The 20,661-nt window shown below is 62.1% G+C and carries 16 protein-coding genes; 6 read left to right on the top strand and 10 right to left on the bottom strand.

The window, feature by feature from the left end; all coding sequences use genetic code 11:
• Positions 1-177: 177 nt before the first annotated feature.
• On the top strand, positions 178-657 hold the full coding sequence (locus tag FHW58_RS19610; protein ID WP_179674856.1) for a cyclic nucleotide-binding domain-containing protein: 480 nt from the start codon (positions 178-180) through the stop codon (positions 655-657).
• A complete protein-coding gene (locus FHW58_RS19605; protein ID WP_179674855.1) occupies positions 654-1,781 on the top strand; it encodes an AI-2E family transporter in 1,128 nt (375 codons plus the stop codon). Before FHW58_RS19610 ends, FHW58_RS19605 begins: the two co-directional genes overlap by 4 nt.
• 163 nt (positions 1,782-1,944) lie before the next feature.
• On the opposite strand, the gene ahpF is transcribed toward FHW58_RS19605, so the two are convergent.
• The 7 genes from ahpF to FHW58_RS19570 all read right to left on the bottom strand — a co-directional run bounded on the left by ahpF (position 1,945) and on the right by FHW58_RS19570 (position 11,915).
• The gene (ahpF, locus tag FHW58_RS19600) at positions 1,945-3,543 is read right to left on the bottom strand and encodes an alkyl hydroperoxide reductase subunit F (protein WP_179674854.1); all 1,599 of its coding nucleotides are present in this window, start codon (positions 3,541-3,543) and stop codon (positions 1,945-1,947) included.
• Positions 3,544-3,652: 109 nt separating this feature from the next.
• On the bottom strand, positions 3,653-4,216 hold the full coding sequence (gene ahpC / locus FHW58_RS19595) for an alkyl hydroperoxide reductase subunit C (protein WP_179674853.1): 564 nt from the start codon (positions 4,214-4,216) through the stop codon (positions 3,653-3,655).
• An 86-nt stretch (positions 4,217-4,302) separates the two neighbouring features.
• Positions 4,303-7,110 carry an EAL domain-containing protein gene (locus FHW58_RS19590; protein ID WP_373996707.1) on the bottom strand — a complete coding sequence of 936 codons (2,808 nt, stop codon included), beginning with the start codon at positions 7,108-7,110 and terminating at the stop codon, positions 4,303-4,305.
• 140 nt (positions 7,111-7,250) lie between these two features.
• The gene (locus FHW58_RS19585; RefSeq protein WP_179674852.1) at positions 7,251-8,735 is read right to left on the bottom strand and encodes an RCC1 domain-containing protein; all 1,485 of its coding nucleotides are present in this window, start codon (positions 8,733-8,735) and stop codon (positions 7,251-7,253) included.
• Between the two features lie 181 nt (positions 8,736-8,916).
• Positions 8,917-11,250, bottom strand: coding sequence for a YgiQ family radical SAM protein (locus tag FHW58_RS19580; RefSeq protein WP_218892821.1), 2,334 nt, complete (start codon positions 11,248-11,250; stop codon positions 8,917-8,919).
• A gap of 163 nt (positions 11,251-11,413) precedes the next feature.
• A complete protein-coding gene (locus FHW58_RS19575) occupies positions 11,414-11,689 on the bottom strand; it encodes a DUF4404 family protein (RefSeq protein WP_179674850.1) in 276 nt (91 codons plus the stop codon).
• A 13-nt stretch (positions 11,690-11,702) separates the two neighbouring features.
• Positions 11,703-11,915: a VF530 family DNA-binding protein gene (locus FHW58_RS19570; protein ID WP_179674849.1), complete on the bottom strand. Its 213-nt coding sequence runs from the start codon at positions 11,913-11,915 to the stop codon at positions 11,703-11,705.
• 123 nt (positions 11,916-12,038) lie between these two features.
• Between FHW58_RS19570 and FHW58_RS19565 the strand changes: the two genes are divergently transcribed.
• From FHW58_RS19565 to FHW58_RS19550, 4 genes are all read left to right on the top strand, one after another.
• On the top strand, positions 12,039-12,572 hold the full coding sequence (locus tag FHW58_RS19565; protein WP_179674848.1) for a PAAR domain-containing protein: 534 nt from the start codon (positions 12,039-12,041) through the stop codon (positions 12,570-12,572).
• Positions 12,565-13,767, top strand: coding sequence for a hypothetical protein (locus FHW58_RS19560; protein ID WP_179674847.1), 1,203 nt, complete (start codon positions 12,565-12,567; stop codon positions 13,765-13,767). Before FHW58_RS19565 ends, FHW58_RS19560 begins: the two co-directional genes overlap by 8 nt.
• Positions 13,760-14,563 carry a hypothetical protein gene (locus tag FHW58_RS19555; RefSeq protein WP_179674846.1) on the top strand — a complete coding sequence of 268 codons (804 nt, stop codon included), beginning with the start codon at positions 13,760-13,762 and terminating at the stop codon, positions 14,561-14,563. Before FHW58_RS19560 ends, FHW58_RS19555 begins: the two co-directional genes overlap by 8 nt.
• A 295-nt stretch (positions 14,564-14,858) precedes the next feature.
• Complete coding sequence (locus tag FHW58_RS19550; protein ID WP_179674845.1) at positions 14,859-15,545, top strand: hypothetical protein; 687 nt, start codon at positions 14,859-14,861, stop codon at positions 15,543-15,545.
• Positions 15,546-15,580: 35 nt separating this feature from the next.
• Here FHW58_RS19550 and FHW58_RS19545 read toward each other — a convergent pair whose 3' ends face one another.
• The 3 genes from FHW58_RS19545 to FHW58_RS19535 all read right to left on the bottom strand — a co-directional run bounded on the left by FHW58_RS19545 (position 15,581) and on the right by FHW58_RS19535 (position 20,560).
• The gene (locus tag FHW58_RS19545) at positions 15,581-17,707 is read right to left on the bottom strand and encodes a M3 family metallopeptidase (RefSeq protein WP_179674844.1); all 2,127 of its coding nucleotides are present in this window, start codon (positions 17,705-17,707) and stop codon (positions 15,581-15,583) included.
• 15 nt (positions 17,708-17,722) lie between these two features.
• On the bottom strand, positions 17,723-19,834 hold the full coding sequence (locus FHW58_RS19540; protein WP_179674946.1) for a M3 family metallopeptidase: 2,112 nt from the start codon (positions 19,832-19,834) through the stop codon (positions 17,723-17,725).
• A gap of 150 nt (positions 19,835-19,984) precedes the next feature.
• Positions 19,985-20,560 carry a TMEM175 family protein gene (locus FHW58_RS19535; RefSeq protein WP_179674843.1) on the bottom strand — a complete coding sequence of 192 codons (576 nt, stop codon included), beginning with the start codon at positions 20,558-20,560 and terminating at the stop codon, positions 19,985-19,987.
• Between the last annotated feature and the right edge of the window lie 101 nt (positions 20,561-20,661).

Below are 20,661 nucleotides of genomic sequence, written 5' to 3'. Positions count from 1 at the left end.
TGGGGAAGTGGCGGGCGCCAGCATAGCGGCCGAGTATGTCAAGGGTATGACCTTGCAAGTGACGTCGGCGCGGCAAAAATGTGATTGTTTAACAACAAGCCCCTTTGGATGGAGGCAGGCGCGGCAAAACCGGCGACAATGGTTGCTGATCCGTTTTCTCCGCAGGAGTTTCACTTCATGTTTGGCCTGTTCAAGTCCCCCGCCCTGTCGCCCCGCCTGCTGCGCCTGAAGGATTCGGCGCTGTTCGACTCGCTGACGCCGCTCGAACTGAAGATCATCGACGGCCTGATGCACGAACGCCGCTACCTGGCCGACGAAATCATCTTCGACGAGGGCGAGGAAGGCCAGGCGCTGTACCTGGTGATGTCGGGCCGGGTGATCATCAGCCGCCAGTTCGGCGCCGGGCGCGAGATCGTGGCCGAGCTGTCGGCCGGCTCCTTCTTCGGCGACCTGGCGCTGCTGGACAACGCGCCGCGCAACGCCCAGACGCGGGCGCTGGACAACTGCGAGCTGGCGGTGTTCTTCCGCGCCGACTTCATGGGCCTGATGGAAACCGATCCGGTGATCGGCTACAAGATCTCGCTGGCCCTGGCGCGCCACATCGGCCGCCGCCTGCGTGACTGGATGACCGGCAAGCCGCAACTGGAGGCGCTATGAACCTGCTGCCGAGCCAGCAGCGCGGCGGGCCGGTGGTGTGGAGCGGCATCATCGCCGCCACCTGCGTGCTGCTGTTCCTGCTGCAGCAGATGCTGTTCCTGGCCGTGCCCTTCCTGCTCGGCATCGTGCTGTACTACATCCTGCAGCCGCCGACGCAGCGGCTGGTGCGCATGGGCTTCAGCCAGAACGCCGCCACCTTCCTGGTCGGCACGGTATTCCTGGCGCTGGTGGCGCTGGCGGTGATGGCGGCGGTGTACTGGAAATCGGCGCCGACCACGTCGTGGCAGGAGCAACTGGGCATCTACCTGGCCGGCGGACTGGAGTTCGTGCGCCACACGCTGGCGGCGCTGGAGCAGCAGTTCCCGCTGCTGCGGCAGGTGTCGCTGGCCGACACCGTCAACCAGCGCATGAGCGAATTCACGGGCGACTTCATCCAGGCGCACCTGACCGACATCCTGGTGTCGGTGGTGGGCTGGCTGCCGTCGCTGCTGCTGGCGCCGTTCCTGACCTTCTTCTTTTTGCGTGACGGCCTGCGCTTCAAGAAATTCCTCGCGCGCGCGGTGCCCAATGCCTTCTTTGAACGGACGCTGTGCCTGCTGCACGAGGTCGACCAGACCGCGCACCGCTACTTCCAGGGCCTGATCCGCCTGACCATCCTCGACACGGCGGTGCTGGCGCTGGGACTGTGGGTGATTGGCGTGTCGTCGCCGCTGGTGCTGGGGCTGATCGCGGCCTTGCTGGCGTGGGTGCCGTATGTCGGCTCGATCGTCGGCTGCATGCTGGTGGTGATGGTGGCCTCAACCGACGCCCCGGCCGATCCGTCGGTGGCCTACCTGGCGATTGGCGTGTTCATCCTGGTGCGCCTGCTGGACGACTTCGTGTTCATGCCGCTGACGCTGGGGCGCAGCCTGCACATCCATCCGCTGATCACGGTGCTGATGATCTTCATCGGCGGCTCGGTGGCCGGCGTGGCCGGGCTGATGCTGGTGCTGCCGCTGCTGGGGGTGGTGATGGTGATCGGCGAAACGCTGGGCCGGCTGATCACCGACCCGCGCCTGCGCGCCCGCCACCGCAACGCCATCGCCCTGCGCACCCGCCAGGCCAGCCACGACCTGAGCGCCTAGCGCCACATCAACGTGCGCTGGGCGGGGCTGCCGCAGAAACCAGCGTTAGCGCTAGATTGGTCATTCCGGCGCAGGCCGGAATCCATGGACAGCCTGCGTCCTGACTGGCATTCCATGGACTCCGGCTTTCGCCGGAGCGACACGGGCTTGACTTAACGGCGTATTACGCGGTCATCGCATGCTTCTCGGCCGATTCGGTGACGACTTCGTCGTCGTCCGAGCGGATCAGGTGGTCGAAGGCGGACAGGGCAGCCTTGGCACCTTCGCCGGTGGCGATGATGATCTGCTTGTACGGCACCGTGGTGACGTCGCCGGCGGCAAACACGCCTGGCAGCGAGGTCTGGCCGCGCGCATCCACCTCGATCTCGCCGTGACGCGACAGCGCCAGCGTGCCCTTCAGCCACTCGCTGTTCGGCACCAGGCCGATCTGCACGAACACGCCTTCCAGTTCGACCTTGTGCGACACGTTGGTGTTGCGGTCCGTGTAGCTCAGGCCGTTGACGATCTTGCCGTCGCCGTGGATCTCGGTGGTTTGCGCCGAGGTGATCACGGTAACGTTCGGCAGGCTGCGCAGCTTGCGTTGCAGCACCGCGTCAGCGCGCAGTTCGGCGCCAAACTCGATCAGCGTCACATGCTTGACCAGGCCGGCCAGGTCGATCGCCGCTTCCACGCCGGAGTTGCCGCCGCCGATCACCGACACGCGCTTGCCCTTGAACAGCGGACCGTCGCAGTGCGGGCAGTAGGCCACGCCGTGGTTGCGGTATTCCTTCTCGCCCGGCACGTTGATCTCGCGCCAGCGGGCGCCGGTCGCCAGGATCACCGACTTGGCTTTCAGCACGGCGCCGGAGGCGGTGTGCACCTCGGTCACCTTGCCCACCTGCACCAGCTTGCTGGCGCGCTGGGTGTTCATGATGTCGACGTCGTATTCACGGACGTGCTGTTCCAGCGCCACCGCGAATTTCGGGCCTTCGGTTTCCTTGACCGAGATGAAGTTCTCGATCGCCAGCGTGTCCAGCACCTGGCCGCCGAAACGCTCGGCCAGCACGCCGGTGCGGATGCCTTTGCGGGCCGCGTAGATCGCCGCCGCCGCGCCGGCCGGGCCACCGCCGACCACCAGCACGTCGAACACGTCTTTCTTGCTGATCTCGGCTGCCTGGCGCACGCCGGCGTTGGTGTCCAGCTTGGCCAGGATTTCCTCGACCGAGGTGCGGCCCTGGCCGAAATGCTGGCCGTTCAGGAACATCATCGGCACGGCCAGGATCTGGCGGTCTTCCACTTCCTTGGCGAACAGGCCGCCGTCAATGGTGGTGACCTTGATGCGCGGGTTGATCACCGACATGGCGTTGAGCGCCTGCACCACGTCCGGGCAGTTATGGCAGGTCAGCGACATGAAGGTTTCGAATTCGTAATCGCCTTCCAGGTTGCGGATCTGGTCGATGACGGCTTCGTCGAATTTGATGGTGTGGCCGCCGACTTGCAGCAGCGCCAGCACCAGCGAGGTGAATTCGTGGCCCATCGGAATCGCGGCGAAACGCACGCCGATGTCCGTGCCGGCACGGTTGATGCTGAACGACGGCGTACGCACGCCAGCTTCGGTGCGCTCCACCAGCGAGATCTTGTCGCTCAACTCGGCAATGTCGAGGAGCAGTTCTTTCATCTCACGGGCTTTGGCGCTGTCATCGAGCGAAGCGACCAGTTCCAGTGGGTGAACCACTTTCTCGAGGTAGGCTTTCAACTGGGTTTTGAGGGTAGCGTCCAACATGATGTTCTTCCTTTTCACAAATATTTAGGCGTATGCCGGGCCGGACGCCCGGTCCGGCATCGCGGTAACTACTTGTTTGCTGCGGTCTTGATCAAAACGCGATCAAGAATTAGATCTTGCCGACCAGGTCCAGCGATGGGGTCAGGGTAGCGGCACCCTCGGTCCACTTGGCTGGGCACACCTGGCCTGGGTGCTCGGCAACGTACTTGGCTGCCTTGACTTTGCGCAGCAGTTCGGTAGCGTCGCGGCCGATGCCGTTGTCGTGCACTTCCATCACTTTGATCTGGCCTTCCGGATTGATGACGAAGGTGCCGCGCAGTGCCAGGCCTTCTTCTTCGATCATCACTTCGAAGTTGCGCGACAGGGTGCCGGTTGGGTCGCCGATCAGCGGGTAGTTCACTTTTTTGATGGCATCCGAGGTGTCGTGCCATGCCTTGTGGGCGAAGTGGGTGTCGGTCGAGACGCCGTACACTTCCACGCCCAGTTTGGCGAATTCAGGTTGCTGCTCGGCCAGGTCTTCCAGTTCGGTTGGGCACACGAAGGTGAAGTCGGCTGGGTAGAACATCAGAACGGACCACTTGCCTTTCAGGGTCTCTTCGCTCACGTCGATGAATTTGCCGGCGTGGTATGCGGTGGCCTTGAATGGTTTGATTTGGGTGTTGATCAGGGACATTGTGGTTTCCTCGTTGGGTTGTGAATCATTGAGACGCCAGTTTAAGCGTTTTTATCCCATTTGCAAAATTGATTGTTCCAATAGTTTCAATTGGATTTGACTATCGCATCTGCGGTGGACATAGCATTATCCCGCAGGAAGGCGTCGAATTGTTCGGCCGGCAGCGGCTTGGCGAACAGATAACCCTGGCCGTAGTCGCAGCCGGCCGCCGCCAGCAGGTCGCGCTGTTCCGGCGTCTCCACGCCCTCGGCGATCACCTTCAGGTCCAGCTTGTGCGCCATGACGATGATGGCTTCGGACAGCGCCATGTCGCTGGACTCCGGCGCCAGGTTGCGGGTGAAGGAGCGGTCGATCTTCAGGTAATCGATGTCGAACTTCTTCAGGTAGGACAGCGACGAGTAGCCGGTGCCGAAGTCGTCCAGCGCCACCTGGATGCCGGCGTCGCGCAATTGCAGCAGGCGGTTGCTGACCGCCTGGCTGGCGTCCAGCAGCAGCCCCTCGGTGATTTCCACCACCAGCGACTGGCCGGGCAGCGCCAGCGATTGCAGGTGCTGCAGCCAGCCCTGGTAGGACTGGCCCTCGCGCTGGAACTCGGCCGGCGACTGGTTCAGGCTGATCTGGAAGTCGCCATACACCTGCTGGCGCCAGCGCCGCACCCAGCGCGCCGACTCGCGGAACACCCATTCGCCGATGTCGACGATCAGCCCGCTCGACTCGGCCAGCGGAATGAATTCCAGCGGACTGACCAGGCCGCGCTGCGGATGGTTCCAGCGGATCAGCGCCTCGGCCTTGTGGATGGCGCCGCTCTGCAGGTGGACGATGGGCTGGAAGTACAGCGCGAACTGCTCGCCCTTGAGCGCGCCGCGCAGGTCGTTGGTCAGGCGCATGCGGTTCAGCGCCGCCACCTGCAGGGTCGGCGTGAAATAGCTGTAGCGGTTGCGGCCGGCGCCCTTGGCGGCGTACATCGCCTGGTCGGCGTGCTTGAGCAGGTCGTCGATGTCGAGCGCGTCGTCCGGATACAGCGTGATGCCGATGCTGGCCGAGACGAAGGCCTGCTCCTCGCCCAGGTCGAACGGCTGCAGCAGGCGGTTGAGGATGTCCTGGGCGATGCGCTCCACCTGCTCGCCCGACTCCAGCTCGGTCAGGATGACGGTGAACTCGTCGCCGCCCAGCCGCGCCACCGTGTCCGACTTGCGCACGCAGGCGCCGATGCGGCGCGCGGCGTCGACCAGCAGCACGTCACCCTGCTGGTGGCCGAGCGTGTCGTTGACCTCCTTGAAGTGGTCGAGGTCGATGAACAGCAGGGCGATGCGCGACTGCGCGCGCTGGCTCTTCAGCATGTCGTGCGCCAGCCGGTCGAGGAACATGCGGCGGTTGGGCAGCTGGGTCAGCGTGTCGAAGTTGGCCTGCTGCCAGATCAGCGTCTCGCTCTGCTTCTTGGCGGTGACGTCCTCGATCATGCACAAATGGTGCGGATGGCTGCCGGCCTCGGGCGCGATGGCGTTGACCGAGACGTCGATCCACGCCACCGAGCCATCCGGCCGGAACAGCCGGCTGAGGGCCTTGAAGCTGCTGATCTGCTGCGTGGTCAGCAGCGCCATCTGCGCCTTGATCGCCACCACGTCGTCCGGGTGGCCCACCTCCAGCCACCGCAGCGCGCGCAGCTCGTGCTGCGAACGTCCCAGTATCTCCTGGTAACGCGCATTGATATCGCGGTATTCATACGTGATCGAATCGATCAGCGCGATGCCCAGCGGGGACGCCTCGAACATCGTGCGAAAGCGCTGCTCGCCGTGGCGGATGGTTTCCAGCGCGCGCTTGCGCTCGCGCGCCAGTTGGCTGAAGTGGATGGCCGCGCCCAGCACCAGCAGCAACCCCACGCCGGCCAGCGCGCGGTACAGCCAGACCAGGCTGAAGCCGGGACGGGCGCCATCGGCCTGGTACACGAAGCCGTCGAAGCGGGCGCGCCGGTCCATCATGCCCAGGCCGGCGTAGACCTCGGCAATGTGCTGCCAGCGCTCCGGGTTCATGTAGCCGATTTCCACCAGCACCGGCTGTACCAGCGGCACCATCTGGTGCGCCTCGTACAGCAGGTGCTGGCGGTCGCTGCGGCGCGAGTACTTGCTCAGGATCATATCGACCGCTTCTTCCTGGTGGCTCATCGCCCATTGCCAGCCGCGCATGCTGGCGGCGCGGAACGCCTTGACCCGCTCCGGATGGTTGATCAGCTCCTGCTCGGTGGTGAACAGGTTGTCGCCGTAAAAATCGATGCCGACCGCGCGCGGGCTGTAGATATCGTACGGAAAGCCCAGGCGGTCGAGAGTGTCCGGCTCGTTGGTGGTGTAGATCGCCATGGCGTCCACCTTGCCGTTGATCAGGTCGTCGGGATTGAAGCTGTGCTCGACCCGCTGGAAGCTACTCGGCGGCACGCCCTCCTTGGTCAGATAGGCCAGCAGCTCGTCGGCGTTGCCGAGATCGTCGCTGAGGGAGCCGATCATCGCGCGCTTGCCGATCAGGCGGCGGATGTCGGGATCGCCGCCGGTCTGGCGCATCGCCAGCGCGTACGGCGAATGCTGGAAGATCACTCCCAGCACCACCACCGGCTTGCCGGCCATGCGCGCCAGCAGCAGGCTGCTGCTGCCGGTGCCGTACTCGGCCTTGCCGGCGATGACGTCGCGCTCGGGCGCGTTGCCGTCCAGCCCTTCGAGGATGCGCACGTCGAGGCCGGCCTCGCGGTAATAGCCCAGCTCGCGGGCGGCATAGTAGCCGGCGAACTGGAACTGGTGGACGTGCTTGAGCTGCAGCGTGACTTTTTCCAGCGCCGAGGCCGGCGCGGCCGCCAGCAGCAGGGCGGCGGCGCACAGCGAGGCGAGGGCGGAGCGGCATCCAGTCACAGTGATTCCGGGGCAAACGAGAGTGACTCTAGTGTAGCCGCTTCGCCCGGCGCCACGCTGCTTTATGCCAACGTGACGGTACAAAAAGCAACGGACGGCCAGGCTGGCGCCGGCCGTCCGTCGCTGCGGATGACAACCGCTTAGTTCGGGTTAGAGATGCTGACCGGCACCGCCGAGATCACCGTCTTGCCGTTGCCCAGCTGGCCATCGGCGTTGCGGCCCCAGGTCCACAGCGAGTTGTCGGCTTTGAGGCCGGCGCTGTGGCCGGCGCCGGCGCTGATGCTGACCCAGGTGCGGTCGGCGCCGACCTGGATCGGCGAGATCTGGTCGATGCCGCTGCCGTCGCCCAGCTGGCCGTCGCTGTTGGCGCCCCAGGCCCACAGCGTGCCGTTGCTGCGCACCGCCAGCGTGTGGGCGCCGCCGGCGGCGATGATGGTCCAGTCGCTGTCGGTGGTGATCTGGGCCGGCGCGCTGACGGTGCCGCTGCCGGCGTTGTTGCCCACCTGGCCCGAGCCGTTGTTACCCCAGGCCCACAGCTTGCCGGTCGAATCGATCGCCACCGAGTGGGTGGCGCCGGCCGCGACCGCGTTATAGGTCAGGCTGCCGATCTTGGCCGGGGTCGGCACCGGCGTGGTACTGACCGCGGCGTTGCCCAGCTGGCCGTAGGTGTTGTCGCCCCAGGTCCACAGCGAACCGTCCTTGGCGATCGCCATGGTGTGGGTGCCGCCGGCGCTGGCCGCCGTGTAGGTGGCGGTGTTGGTCTTGTCGGTGCCGCCGACCTTGACCGGCGCGGTGCGCACCTGCAGCGTCAGGTCACCCAGCTGGCCTTCCGAGTTGCGGCCCCAGGCCCACAGCGTGCCGTCCGATTTCAGCGCCACCACGTGGTATTTGCCGGCCCAGACGCCGACCCAGTTGGTGTCCTTGCCGATCAGCGTCGGCACCGAGCGGTTGACCTGGTCGCCCAGGCCCAGCTGGCCGTTGCTGTTCAGGCCCCAGGCCCACAGCGTGCCGCCGGCGGTGGTCGAGGAACCGCTGTTGGCGCGCAGGCCGATGGCGAACTGGTCGCCGACAGCGATCTTGGTCCAGGCGGTGGCGGCAGCGCCGTTGCTGACCACCACCGGCGACAGGCGCTGGGTGGTGCTGCTGTCGCCCAGCTGGCCCCAGTTGTTCTGGCCCCACGCGTACAGCTTGCCGTCGGCGCGGCGGGCGATGGTCTGGAAGCCGCCGGCCGACACGTCCTTCCACGGCGCGATGACGGTGATGGTGACCGAGCCGGTCACGCCGTCCTGGGTGGCGTTGATGGTTTCGGTGCCGACCGCGACGCCGGTGACCACGCCGGTGGCGCTGGCCACCGAGGCGATGGTGGCGTTGCCGCTCTTGGTCGACCAGGCCAGGCCGCCGGCCACGGTCAGCGCCTTGGTGGTGCCGTCCGAATAAGTGCCGGTGGCGGTGGCGGTCTGGGTGGTGGTGACCGGCAGGGTGGTGGAATTCAGGCTGACGGCGATGCTTTTCAGCGTCACGGGGCCGGACGAGCCGCCACCGCCGCCGCCACCACCACCGCCGCATGCGGCCAGCACGGCAAACAGCGGTACCAGCAAGAGGGAGGAGAGTTTAAATTTAGTCATGATCTTCCAGTTCACAGAATAAGGCCTGCGGTGCACACAGTGTAGGCCGGCAGCGCGGCGACAGATCGCACGAGCAGAACTGGATTATCCACGTTATTAAGCCGCTACGCTAACTTAACAACATTTCTTTTGAGAATTTATGCAAAAAAAAGCACCCCGGAGGGTGCTTTCGTGGTGCGGCTTACTTGCGCCCGCGCGGCGGCGGCGCGCCGCGTCCGCCCTTGGCCGGTGCCGCTGCCGGCGCCGCCTTCTTGACCTTGATGGTATCCAGGATCGACGGCTTGGCCTTGGTCTCGACGGTGGCGCGCGCGGTCAGCGAGCCGGTCAGCGCGTTCGGGCGGCCGCGGTGGCCGGCGGCCGGCTGCGGCGCGCGCGGGTTGCGCTTGCCCTCGCCCGGCGCCAGCATCGGCATCGCCCGCTTGCCCTGCGAAGCCTTGAAGTTTTCTTCGCCCACCACGTACGGCGGAATCAGGTGGCGCTCGCCGGTGCCGATCAGGTCGCCCCGGCCCATGCCGCGCAGCGCCTCGCGCAGGATCGGCCAGTTCTTCGGATCGTAGTAGCGCAAGAAGGCCTTGTGCGCGCGCCGCTGCTTGAGGCTGCGCGGCGTGAACACTTCCTCCGAATCCTCGGTGACCTTGTGCAGCGGATTGCGGCGCGAGTGGTACATGGCGCTGGCCATGGCCATCGGCGTCGGCATGAAGGTCTGCACCTGGTCGAGGCGGAAGTTGTTCTTTTTCAGCCACAGCGCCAGGTTCAGCATGTCCTCGTCGGTCGCGCCCGGGTGGGCGGCGATGAAGTACGGAATCAGGTACTGCTTCTTGCCCGCCTCCAGCGAATACTTCTCGAACAGCGCCTTGAACTCGTCGTAGGCGCCGATGCCCGGCTTCATCATCTTGCTCAGCACATTCGATTCGGTGTGCTCGGGCGCGATCTTCAGCAGGCCGCCGACGTGGTGGGTCACCAGCTCCTTGACGTACTCGGGCGAACGCACCGCCAGGTCGTAGCGCAGCCCGGACTGGATCAGGATCTTCTTGATGCCCGGGATTTCGCGCGCGCGGCGGTACAGCTTGATCAGCGGATTGTGGTTGGTGCCGAGGTTGACACAGATCGACGGATACACGCACGACAGGCGGCGGCAGGTCTTCTCGATTTCCTTGTCCTTGCACGACAGACGGTACATATTGGCGGTCGGGCCGCCGAGGTCGGAGATGATGCCGGTGAAGCCCTTGGTCTTGTCGCGGATGTGCTCGATCTCGCGCAGGATCGACGGTTCCGAGCGGCTCTGGATGATGCGGCCCTCATGCTCGGTGATCGAGCAGAACGTGCAGCCGCCGAAGCAGCCGCGCATGATGTTGACCGAGAAGCGTATCATTTCCCACGCCGGGATGTTGGCGTTGCCATAGCTCGGGTGCGGGGCGCGCGCGTAATTCATGTCGTAGACGTTGTCCATCTCGTCCATCTGCAGCGGCAGCGGCGGCGGGTTCATCCAGACGTCGCGGTCGCCGTGGCCCTGCACCAGCGCGCGCGCGTTGCCAGGGTTGGACTCCAGGTGGAACACGCGCGAGGCGTGCGCGTACATCACCGGGTCGTTGGCCACGGTCTCGAACGACGGCAGGCGCACCACGGTCTTGTGGTGCTTTTCCAGCTCCATCGCGCGCCGCTCCTCGCGGCTCATGATGCGGATCGGCTTGTATTCGGACGGCGGCGGCGCCGGCGGCGCGGCTTCGATCACGGCCCTGGTCGGCTCGACCATGGCGGGATTCGTTTCCTCGGCCGGCTTGGCGTTCGGATCGCTGCTGGTAGCGCAGGTCGGCGAATTCGGCTCGACCATCAGATAAGGATCGATATGCTTGTCGACCTTGCCTGGCGTATCGACGCGGGTGCTGTTGTGCACGCCCCACTCCTCGCCCGGCATCCAGCCGGCCGGCACCAGGAAGGCGGTGCCGCGCAGGTCGCGGATGCTCTTGATGTTCTCGCCCTCGGCCATGCGGCGCGTGAGGTCGACCAGCGCGCGTTCGGCGTTACCGAAGATCAGCATGTCGGCCTTGGACTCGAACAGCACCGAGCGGCGCACCTTGTCCGACCAGTAATCGTAGTGGGCGATGCGGCGCAGCGACGCCTCGATCGAGCCGATCACCACCGGCGTGCCGGGGAAGGCCTCGCGGCAGCGCTGGGCGTAGACGGTGACGGCGCGGTCGGGACGCTTGTTCGGCTCGCCGTTCGGGGTGTAGGCGTCGTCCGAACGCGGCTTGCGGTCGGCCGTGTAGCGGTTGACCATCGAATCCATATTGCCGGCCGTGACGCCGTAGTACAGGCGTGGCTTGCCCAGCGCGCGGAAGGCGTCGGCCGACTGCCAGTCCGGCTGGGCGATGATGCCGACGCGGTAGCCATTGGCTTCCAGCAGGCGACCGACCAACGCCATGCCGAAGCTCGGATGGTCGATATAGGCGTCGCCGGTCACCAGGATGACGTCGCACTCGTCCCAGCCGAGCTGGTCCATCTCCGCGCGCGACATCGGCAGGAAAGGCGCGACGGGAGCGCGTTCAGACCGCTTCGGGACGGCCGCAAATAAATTGGTAGGGGGATTCATGGGGCCGTATTGTACCGGAATTGGCCCCGTTCCGCGCACGCGGCGAAGAATTTCCTTTTACTTTTCAAACACTTGTGCGAAAACGCTATCAAATGCCCATGTTTGACAGGATGGTACCGAGCTCGCGCAGGCCCGACTCCAGCGTCGGATGCTTGGCGGCGAACTTGGCCGACAGCTCCTGCGAGCGCTCGGCCAGGCCATAGGTGGTGGACTCGCCGGGAGCCGGCGCGGCGCCGCGTTCCAGCAGCGCCTGGATATCGCCATTCAGCTGGCGCAGCAGGTCCAGCAGTTCCTCATCGACCGGACCGGCATTGGCCAGATTGGCGTGCAGGCTCTTGAGCGAAGTTTTCAGATTGCTGTCCATAATCGTTCCCTGTTTAGAATTTGGTGGCCAGATACAGTTCTTCGACCTGCGCCCTGGCCCACGGCGTCTTGCGCAAGAACTTCAGGCTGGACTTGATGCTGGGATCGCTGATGAAACAGTTGATATCGATCCGCTGCGCCAGTTGTTCCCAGCCATAGTATGCCTGCAGACGGGTCACAATCGCTTCCAGCGTCACGCCGTGTAATTGGTTGTTCGGGGTATTCATGAAGTGATTGTACACAAACTGACTGTGGCGCCGGTGTGATGCTTAACGCAAGCTTTTGCGCCAGATCAGCACCGGCCACGCAGCGGCGCTCTAGAGTGGCTTCTTTTTCCCCCGGAGAAGCTCATGATGCGCGCAGTCATCTGCAAAGGCGACCCGACCTCGCACGGCGGCAAAGTCCTGGAAGGCAACGAGCTGATCACGACCAACGGCCGCGCCGTCGCGCAACTGGGGCATAAAACCTTCTGTCCGCAGTGCAAAGGGACATTTCCCATCATTGAAGGGCTGGACTTCCACACCTACGCCGGCATCGGCACGGCGGTCGACGGCATGCAAACCGCCTGCGGCGCCAAACTGATCGCCACCCAGCAGCAGATGGTGATCGACGATGGCGGCGGCGGCGGTGGCGCGACCGACAGCGCGTCCGCATCGGCCAACAGCGCCATGCCCAGCGAAAGCCGCAGGCCATACAGCGGCGCCTTCCGCGCTGTTGACGACACCACCGGCCAACCGGTCGCCGGCCTGCCCTACCGCATCGAACTGCCCGACGGCCGCACCGTGCGCGGCGTGACCGATGAAGACGGCCACACCCGGCACGTCAGCAGCGACAACCCGGACACCGTCAAGCTCTACTGGGAAAGCGAGGCGAGCGATGAGTGATGCCGCCGCCACCCTGGACACCAACGCCAGCGTCAAAGCCGTCCCCGTGAGCGCCAGACGAACAGTCTGCTACCAATTTGACACCACAGCTTCTAAAGCCAAAACCTTGGCGCTGCCTTATCTGGTGGTCATCGACGGCAAAATACAAAACGGAGGCAAAGCACGGACACTAGATATCTCTCGACAGATCAAGCTCAACGTGGCGACTGGCAGCAAAGTCGCACTCTATCTGAACAGCGACGTCCATCCTAATTCTCGGCAATACCCCGTTTATGAAGTTGAGGTAGGTGAGCATGACGTTTTAGTCAACATCGTGGAAAAAAAAGGTCAGTTTAGCGATCTCAAACCTGTTGTTGGAAAACCCGAGTTTCGTCCCTCAAATAGCCGTGTCGCCTGTTACCAGGCTAGCCTGACAGGAAATATCTGGCAGATGGTCTCCCATCGATATACAGAAGCCGAGGCTAATTCATTAATGCCGGATGAGACTCCAGCTGTTGTCCGCGATGCTGTGTGTAGCATTTATCGCGGACTACCCGGAGCCATGCTGAAGATAGCTAATCACAAGAACAAAGACACGGGTGCGCTAGTCGTTCAGTTTCAGAGGTCCGGTAATGCCGAAGAGAACATTAAAAACTGTTCTCTTATGAAAGATGTGCTGCCGCGAACACATCCATGTGCGTTCGCCGCCCTTTTCAGCGCTGCCTGCACGGTCGGCATCGACGAAATACTGGTTACCTCGACATGGCGGCCGATGCATGGCTCGATTTTGCACAGAGCTGGTCTCGGCCTCGATATAACCACTATCCGCGATGCCGACGGTAAGGTCCAGATAAATCGAGAAGGACTTACTGAGCCGGGACAATCAAAAAATCCAAATGTTAGTGATCTGGAGAAGGATCTTTACACCCAATCGCAAAAGGCATCCAAGGCTAAAGACAATAAATCCTCTAACGACTCTTCAGAGTTGCTAAACAAGTGGAAAGCTCAAGTTGAAAAATCCGATCCGAAACTTATGCGCAAGCTTCGTGAGGCATTGGGCAAGGAAAAATCAATCAAGCAAATATTCGACCCCTGGTATATGGAGGTTAATACTAACAACGGACAAATCGTCGCAAATGCACAAATAACTAGCAATGAGAAAATACATGACAACCATCTTCATCTAACTATTTGGGAGCACAATATCTATGAATAAGTTAGCCATTATTCATTCAACTTGGTTCGCCTTGATGCTGACTTCCGCATCACACGCGCAGACCCTCGAGCAAATGATGCTGGAGATAAGCCAGAGCAGCAGCAAGCCGTGGGAAATTCAATACGTGATTTTTGTGGCGCCAGAAAAAGACATACGTCAGCAAAGGACTTACGCACAACGGATTAATCAGAAAATGGCTCCAAATAAAAATTTACTTTACCTTAATGCAAAAGAATTACTTTCCCCTTCTTACCTCATCGGTCCACTTGCTGTTGTGATGGTCCGCTTTACTCCAAGTGCTCAGGTGGTCAATCCAGCTGCGCCACTTTCGCATTTTACCGCGCGAAGAACTAATTTTGATCGCATGGTATTTGTTAAGACAAGTGGCAAAAAAGATCGCCACCTTTACCACTTTGCAAATTGGTATGACGAAGATCTGGAATTTCCTGCGCTCTGCACATCCGATGACTCGGCGTATTACGAAAAGGGTGAGGATAATAAATCAGGGGTAGGTTATTTTGGCTGTGTTGAATGGGCAAGCCAACTCTACAATCCAAATCAGCCTTACATTGACGTCACCACCTACACTGATGAAGGGGGCTTTATCAGGCACTTCATGGGATGGTCAAGATTTACTGATAAGAAAAAGCCAATCATCGGCCAGCATAATGGTATTTGGATGTGTCTGCTCGATTGTCCCCACGGTGACAGACCCGGAATCATTACAGATATTGCGGCATGGTCGATACAACATGAACTGCCTGTTCCTAAAGAGAAAATTAATTACGAAGACTAGTGAGCATGAATAAAAAAGAGGAGATGAAACGGTCCAAACCTGAATATTCCAAAAAACTACAGAGACGATATTAACGAGCATAACCACTATAAGCAAACTTGGTAAGGAGAACACCGTGTATAGAATCAAAGTCCAGTTGGCGGGCGTGTTGGCTTGTTTGATGACGTTGTCACACGCGGAGGATCTCAGTGAGGCAGAGCAACACGACTGGCTCGAACGCGACTGGGAAATTCGCTACTTGCTGTTTATCTCGCCAGCATAGGACCGGGCAAAAGACTATCGTGAAGCGCAGCAAATGAATTCTAAAGACAGCAGGAGAGGCTCTGCTTCTCCCCTCCGTCATGGTGGAATACTGATGCGAAACGCTACGACTTTTTCGGCACCAAACAGTCAGGCTATTGCCACGACCCTGATTTCTTTCGATGCTAAAGGCAATGTAACCGGCGGCGACAACGATCTGCGAGGATTTACGGGAAGGCGGTCACTCAACGACCTTATCATGCTCGTCCCGCCCGATTATCCGGCGACCCAACCGTATGCGCTTCCTTATCTCAGGTGGTCGCAGGGCATTCCAGGCAATCTCAGTTTTGGTCCCAGCCCATGTACTTTCCTCGATCGCGCGCGATACGAGAAAGGGTGGAAAAGCGGAAGACATTTTGGTGACGTCGGTTGCAGAGAATGGACGGCGCAACTGTTTGACGAAGAACGCCCTTATATCGATGTCACCACCTACACAAAGCGCGGCAACTTCATCGGCCAACTCGTCGGGTGGGCCCGACTGAAAGACGCACCCAAGCCTGTCATCGGCATGCATGGCAATACCTGGCTATGTCTCCATGACTGCCCAGCGGACGAACGGCCAGGCGTCATCCCCGACATCGAGGCATGGACCAGCAGACATGGCTATCCCATGCCAGAGCGCCCTGACTATCAGCCGCAATATCCGGACAAAAACTACTACCGCGATATCGCATGCGAGTAGCACTGGCGAAGGGCCGGCGCTACTCGCCATGCAGATTACTTCTCGGTCAGACCACGGCGCTCCAGCAGGGGTTCGATCTGGGCGTCGCGGCCGCGGAAGTTGCGGTACATCTGCATCGCATCCATGGTGCCGCCCTTCGACAGCAGCATCTTGCGGAAGTAGTCGCCGTTCTTGCGCAGCATGCCGCCGTTTTCGGTGAACCAGTTCACCGTGTCGGCGTCCAGCTTTTCCGACCACAGGTAGCCGTAGTAGCCGGCCGAGTAGCCACCCGCGAACACGTGCGAGAAGTAGGTGGTGCGGTAGCGCGGCGGCACCGGCGCGTAATCGACGCCGGCGTCCTTCAGCGATTGCGCCTCAAAGCTCAGCACATCCGACGGCATCTGCGACACGCCCAGCTGGTGCCATTTCTGGTCCAGGATCGACGCCGCCAGGTACTCGGTGGTGCGGAAGCCTTCGTTGAATTTCTTCGACGCGATCACCTTGTCCAGCAGTTCCTGCGGCATCGGCGCGCCGGTCTGGTAATGCTTGGCGTAGTTGGCCAGCACTTCCGGCCACACCGACCACATTTCGTTGACCTGCGACGGGAATTCGACGAAGTCGCGCGGCACGCGGGTGCCGGCGAAACGCGGGTACTTCACGTTGGAGAACATGCCGTGCAGCGCGTGGCCGAATTCGTGGAAGGTGGTGCGCACCTCGTCGTAGGTGAGCAGCGTTGGCTCGCCCGGATTCGGCTTCGGAATATTCAGGTGGTTGGCCACCACAGGATGGGTGCCCATCAGCGACGATTGCGACACGTAGGCGTTCATCCACGCGCCACCGCGCTTGTTGGAGCGCGCGTAGTAGTCGCCGATGAAGATGGCCAGTTGCTTGCCGTTGGCGTCGAACACGTCCCACACGCGCACGTCCGGGTCGTACACCGGCAAGTCCTTGCGCTCCTTGAAGGTCAGGCCATACACCTTGTTGGCGGCGTAGAACACGCCGTTGGTGATGACGCTATTCAGCTCGAAGTAGGGACGCAGCTGGTTCTGGTCGAAGTTGAAGCGCTCGGCGCGCACCTTGTCGCTGTAAAAGGCCCAGTCCTGCGCGGCCAGCTGGAAACCGCCTTTTTCCTTGTCGATCACCTGCTGGATCTCGGCGCCTTCCTTCTTGGCGTTGGCGACGGCGGGGCGGGCGAATTCGGACAGCATCTTGTTGACGGCGTCCGGGTCATGCGCGGTCTGGTCTTCCAGCGCGTAGGCGGCGTAGCTTGGATAGCCCAGCAGCGCGGCCTTCTCGGCACGCAGCTTGGCCAGCGACAGCACCACTTGCGTGTTGTCGTACTTGCCGCCATGGCTGCCGCGCGCCAGCGACAACGCCATCAGCTTCTCACGCACCGCGCGGTTGGTCAGCACCGACAGGCTGGCCTGGCCGGTGGTGTTCACGACCGGGATCAGGAACTTGCCGTCCATGCCCTTGGCCTTGGCGGCGGCAGCGGCGGCGTCGATCGCCTTGTCCGACAGGCCGGCCAGTTCTTCACGCGTGTCCACCACCAGCGCCGAGGCGTTGGCTTCTTCCAGCACGTTCTGCGCGAAGGTGGTTTGCAGCTTGGCCAGTTCCGCGTTCATCGCTTTCAGCTTGGCCTTGTCGGCATCGGACAGCTGCGCGCCGGCGCGCACGAAGTCGGTGTGGTAGCGCTCCAGCAGGTACTTCGATTCCGCGTCCAGGTGCAGCTTGTCGCGCTTGTCGTACAGCGTTTTGATGCGCGCGTACAGCTTGCTGTTCAGGCGAATGGCGTCGCTGTGGGCGGCCAGTTTCGGCGACAGCTCGCGTTCCAGCGCCTTGAAGGTGTCGTTGGTGTTGGCGCCGGACAGGTTGCCGAACACGCTCGATACGCGCGACAGCAGCTGGCCGGATTTTTCCATCGCCACGATGGTGTTGTCGAACGTCGGCGCGGCCTTGTTGTTGGCGATGGCCTCGATTTCGGCGGCGTTCTGGCGCATGCCTTCCTCGAACGCCGGCGCATAGTCCTCGTTCTTGATCTTGTCGAAGGCCGGGTAGCCGAACGGCAGGGTGCTCGGCTTGGCGAACGGGTTCGACGCGGGCAGCAGCGAAGCCGGTTCCGCGTGGGCGATGCTGAACACTGCCGCTACGCTGGCGGCGATGATAACGTTGGTGCGATTCATGGAGGTCCCTTTACATTATTTGCCGGTCAGGCCACGGCGTTCCAGCAGCGGCTCGATCACCGGATCGCGGCCGCGGAAGTTGCGGAACAAATTCATCGCATCGTCCGTGCCGCCGCGCGACAGCAGCTTGGCACGGAACCAGTCGCCGTTCTTGCGTTGCAGGCCGCCGTTTTCCTTGAACCATTCGACGGTGTCGGCGTCCAGCTTTTCCGACCACAGGTAGGCGTAGTAGCCGGCCGAGTAACCGCCGGAGAAGCTGTGCGAGAAGTAGGTGGTGCGGTAGCGCGGCGGCACCGGCGCGAAGTCGACGCCCATGTCCTTCAGCGATTGGGCTTCAAACGCCAGCACGTCGGTCGGGATCTGGGCGGGCGTCAGTTGATGCCAGCGCTGGTCGAGCAGCGACGCGGACAGATATTCCGTGGTCAGGAAGCCCTGGTTGAATTTCTTCGACGCGATCACCTTGTCCAGCAGCTCCTTCGGCATCGGCTCGCCGGTCTTGTAATGCTTGGCGTAGTTGGCCAGCACTTCCGGCCACACGGCCCACATCTCGTTGACCTGCGATGGATACTCGACAAAGTCGCGCGGCACGCTGGTGCCCGAGAAGCGAGGATACTTCACGTTGGAGAACATGCCATGCAGCGCGTGGCCGAATTCGTGGAAGGCGGTCTTCACTTCATCGTAGGTCAGCAGCGTCGGCTCGCCGGCCGGCGGCTTCGGAATGTTGAGGTGATTAGCCACCACCGAATGGGTGCCCAACAGCGACGATTGCGACACGTACTCGTTCATCCATGCGCCGCCCTGCTTGTTGGAGCGGGCGTACATGTCGGCGATAAAGATGGCCAGCTGCTTGCCGTCGGCGTCGAACACGTCGAACACGCGCACGTCCGGGTTGTACACCGGCAGATCCTTGCGCTCCTTGAACGACAGGCCATACAGCTTATTGGCGGCGTAGAACACGCCATTGGTCAGCACGTTGTTGAGTTCAAAATAAGGCTTGAGCTGATTCTCGTCGAAGGCGAAGCGCTGCGCGCGCACCTTGTCGGTGTAGTAGGCCCAGTCGGCGGCGCCGATCTTGAAGCCGCCCTTGTCGGCGTCCACCACCGCCTGCAGGTCGGCCGCTTCCTTCTTCGCGTTGTTGACGGCCGGCTTGGCGAGTTCGCCCAGCAGCTTGTTGACCGACGCGGTGTCGTGCGCGGTCTGGTCTTCCAGCGAGTAGGCGGCGAAGTTCTCGTAACCCAGCAGCGTGGCCTTTTCGGCGCGCGCCTTGGCGATCTTCAGCACCACCTCGCGGTTGTCGAACTCACCGCCATGGCTGCCGCGCGCCAGCGACAGCGCCATCAGCTTCTCGCGCACCGCGCGATTGGTCAGCACTGCCAGCGGCGGCTGGCCGGAGGTGTTGACCAGGGCGACGAAGAATTTGCCGTCCATGCCCTTGGCCTTGGCGGCGGCAGCGGCAGAGTCGATGGCGGCGGGGCTCATGCCGGCCAGCTCTTCACGCGTGTCCACCACCAGGCCGGAGGCATTGGTTTCCTTCAGCACGTTCTGGGTGAAGGTGGTTTGCAGCTTGGCGATGGTGCCGTTGATGGCCTTTAGCTTTTCCTTGTCGGCGGCCGACAGCTTGGCGCCGGCGCGCACGAAGTCGGTGTGGTAGCGCTCCAGCAGGTGTTCGGATTCCGGGTCCAGCTTCAGCGAGGCGCGCTTGTCGTACAGCGCTTTCACGCGGGCGTACAGCCTGGCGTTGAGGTAGATGGCGTCGTTGTGCGCGGCCAGCTTGGGCGACATTTCGCTGTCGATGGCGTCCAGCTTGTCGTTGGTGTTGGCGCCCTGCAGGTTGCCGAAGATGGTCTGCACGCGGGTCAGCAGCGCGCCGGATTTTTCCATCGCCACGATGGTGTTGTCGAAGCTCGGCGCGGCCTTGTTGTTGGCGATGGCGTCGATTTCCTTCAGGTGCTGGCGCATGCCTTCGTTGAAGGCGGGGATGAAGTGCTCGTCCTTGATCTTGTCAAACGCCGGATAGTGGAACGGCAGCGTGCTTTCAACGGCCAGCGGATTGCCAGCCAAAACTGCCGGCGCGGCCAAAACGGTTTGCGAAAACGCCAGGCCGAGGGCGGCCGCGACAACGAGCATTTGAGGACGGGACATAATCATCTTTCAAAAAACGCCAGGGAAAATGCTGACAAAGTAGCAATGCAGCACGTTAAGCATCAGATCATAGCAGCGCGCCATGGCGGCCGTCACTGGCAAACCATGCTGCACTGCACATGAAATCGACAAACGCTAATCCCTGAGGCGCGCCTCGATGCGGCGGTCGGGAATAAACCACAGCAGCGCCACCAGTGCGTACAGGGCGAACGAGATCCACACGTGCAGGTAGGCGGCCGGAATGGCCAACAGATACAGCACCACCGAGGCGATGCCCTTGACTTCCTTGCCCACCGCCTGGCCCAACACGGCGTCGTGCCGGTTAATGGCGATCAGCGACTTTTCCAGGAGGGTGTAGGCCGCCGCGCACATGAACAGCATGGCGCCATACAGCGCCACCGGCAGCGGCGCGAACTCGTTCTCGCCCATCCAGCCGGTGGCGAACGGCAGCAGCGACAGCCAGAACAGCAAATGCAGATTGGCCCACAGCACCCGGCCATTGACCACGGACGAGGCGTGCAGCATGTGGTGATGGTTGTTCCAGAAGATGCCCACGTAGATGAAGCTCAGCACATAGCTGCCAAACACCGGCACCAGCTCCTTCAGCGCCGCCCAGTCGGCGCCATGCGGCACCTTCAGTTCCAGCACCATGATCGTAATGATGATCGCGATTACGCCATCGCTGAATGCTTCCAATCTCCCTTTACCCACGCTTGCCTCCTTCGATAAGACAGGCATTGTGGTCCAAATCAACTGTGGCGACAACTGCAGCAAGATCAGTCCGGCTGATTGACCTGGGTTAAAACGCCGCC

This window comes from Duganella sp. 1224, from assembly GCF_013408245.1.
Taxonomy (GTDB): domain Bacteria; phylum Pseudomonadota; class Gammaproteobacteria; order Burkholderiales; family Burkholderiaceae_D; genus Rugamonas.
The sequence above is the reverse complement of the archived record's forward strand: the minus strand, read 5'-3'. Positions and strand labels throughout refer to the sequence as shown.

What these genes read in the sequence shown, in the direction of transcription:
- FHW58_RS19540 (WP_179674946.1), bottom strand. Translation starts at nt 19,834, where the DNA reads ATGCTCGTTGTCGCGGCCGCCCTCGGCCTGGCGTTTTCGCAAACCGTT.
- FHW58_RS19575 (WP_179674850.1), bottom strand. Translation starts at nt 11,689, where the DNA reads ATGGACAGCAATCTGAAAACTTCGCTCAAGAGCCTGCACGCCAATCTG.
- FHW58_RS19550 (WP_179674845.1), top strand. Translation starts at nt 14,859, where the DNA reads ATGAATTCTAAAGACAGCAGGAGAGGCTCTGCTTCTCCCCTCCGTCAT.
- FHW58_RS19580 (WP_218892821.1), bottom strand. Translation starts at nt 11,250, where the DNA reads ATGTCGCGCGCGGAGATGGACCAGCTCGGCTGGGACGAGTGCGACGTC.
- FHW58_RS19610 (WP_179674856.1), top strand. Translation starts at nt 178, where the DNA reads ATGTTTGGCCTGTTCAAGTCCCCCGCCCTGTCGCCCCGCCTGCTGCGC.
- FHW58_RS19545 (WP_179674844.1), bottom strand. Translation starts at nt 17,707, where the DNA reads ATGAATCGCACCAACGTTATCATCGCCGCCAGCGTAGCGGCAGTGTTC.
- ahpF (WP_179674854.1), bottom strand. Translation starts at nt 3,543, where the DNA reads ATGTTGGACGCTACCCTCAAAACCCAGTTGAAAGCCTACCTCGAGAAA.
- FHW58_RS19560 (WP_179674847.1), top strand. Translation starts at nt 12,565, where the DNA reads ATGAGTGATGCCGCCGCCACCCTGGACACCAACGCCAGCGTCAAAGCC.
- FHW58_RS19570 (WP_179674849.1), bottom strand. Translation starts at nt 11,915, where the DNA reads ATGAATACCCCGAACAACCAATTACACGGCGTGACGCTGGAAGCGATT.
- FHW58_RS19555 (WP_179674846.1), top strand. Translation starts at nt 13,760, where the DNA reads ATGAATAAGTTAGCCATTATTCATTCAACTTGGTTCGCCTTGATGCTG.
- FHW58_RS19565 (WP_179674848.1), top strand. Translation starts at nt 12,039, where the DNA reads ATGATGCGCGCAGTCATCTGCAAAGGCGACCCGACCTCGCACGGCGGC.
- ahpC (WP_179674853.1), bottom strand. Translation starts at nt 4,216, where the DNA reads ATGTCCCTGATCAACACCCAAATCAAACCATTCAAGGCCACCGCATAC.
- FHW58_RS19605 (WP_179674855.1), top strand. Translation starts at nt 654, where the DNA reads ATGAACCTGCTGCCGAGCCAGCAGCGCGGCGGGCCGGTGGTGTGGAGC.
- FHW58_RS19585 (WP_179674852.1), bottom strand. Translation starts at nt 8,735, where the DNA reads ATGACTAAATTTAAACTCTCCTCCCTCTTGCTGGTACCGCTGTTTGCC.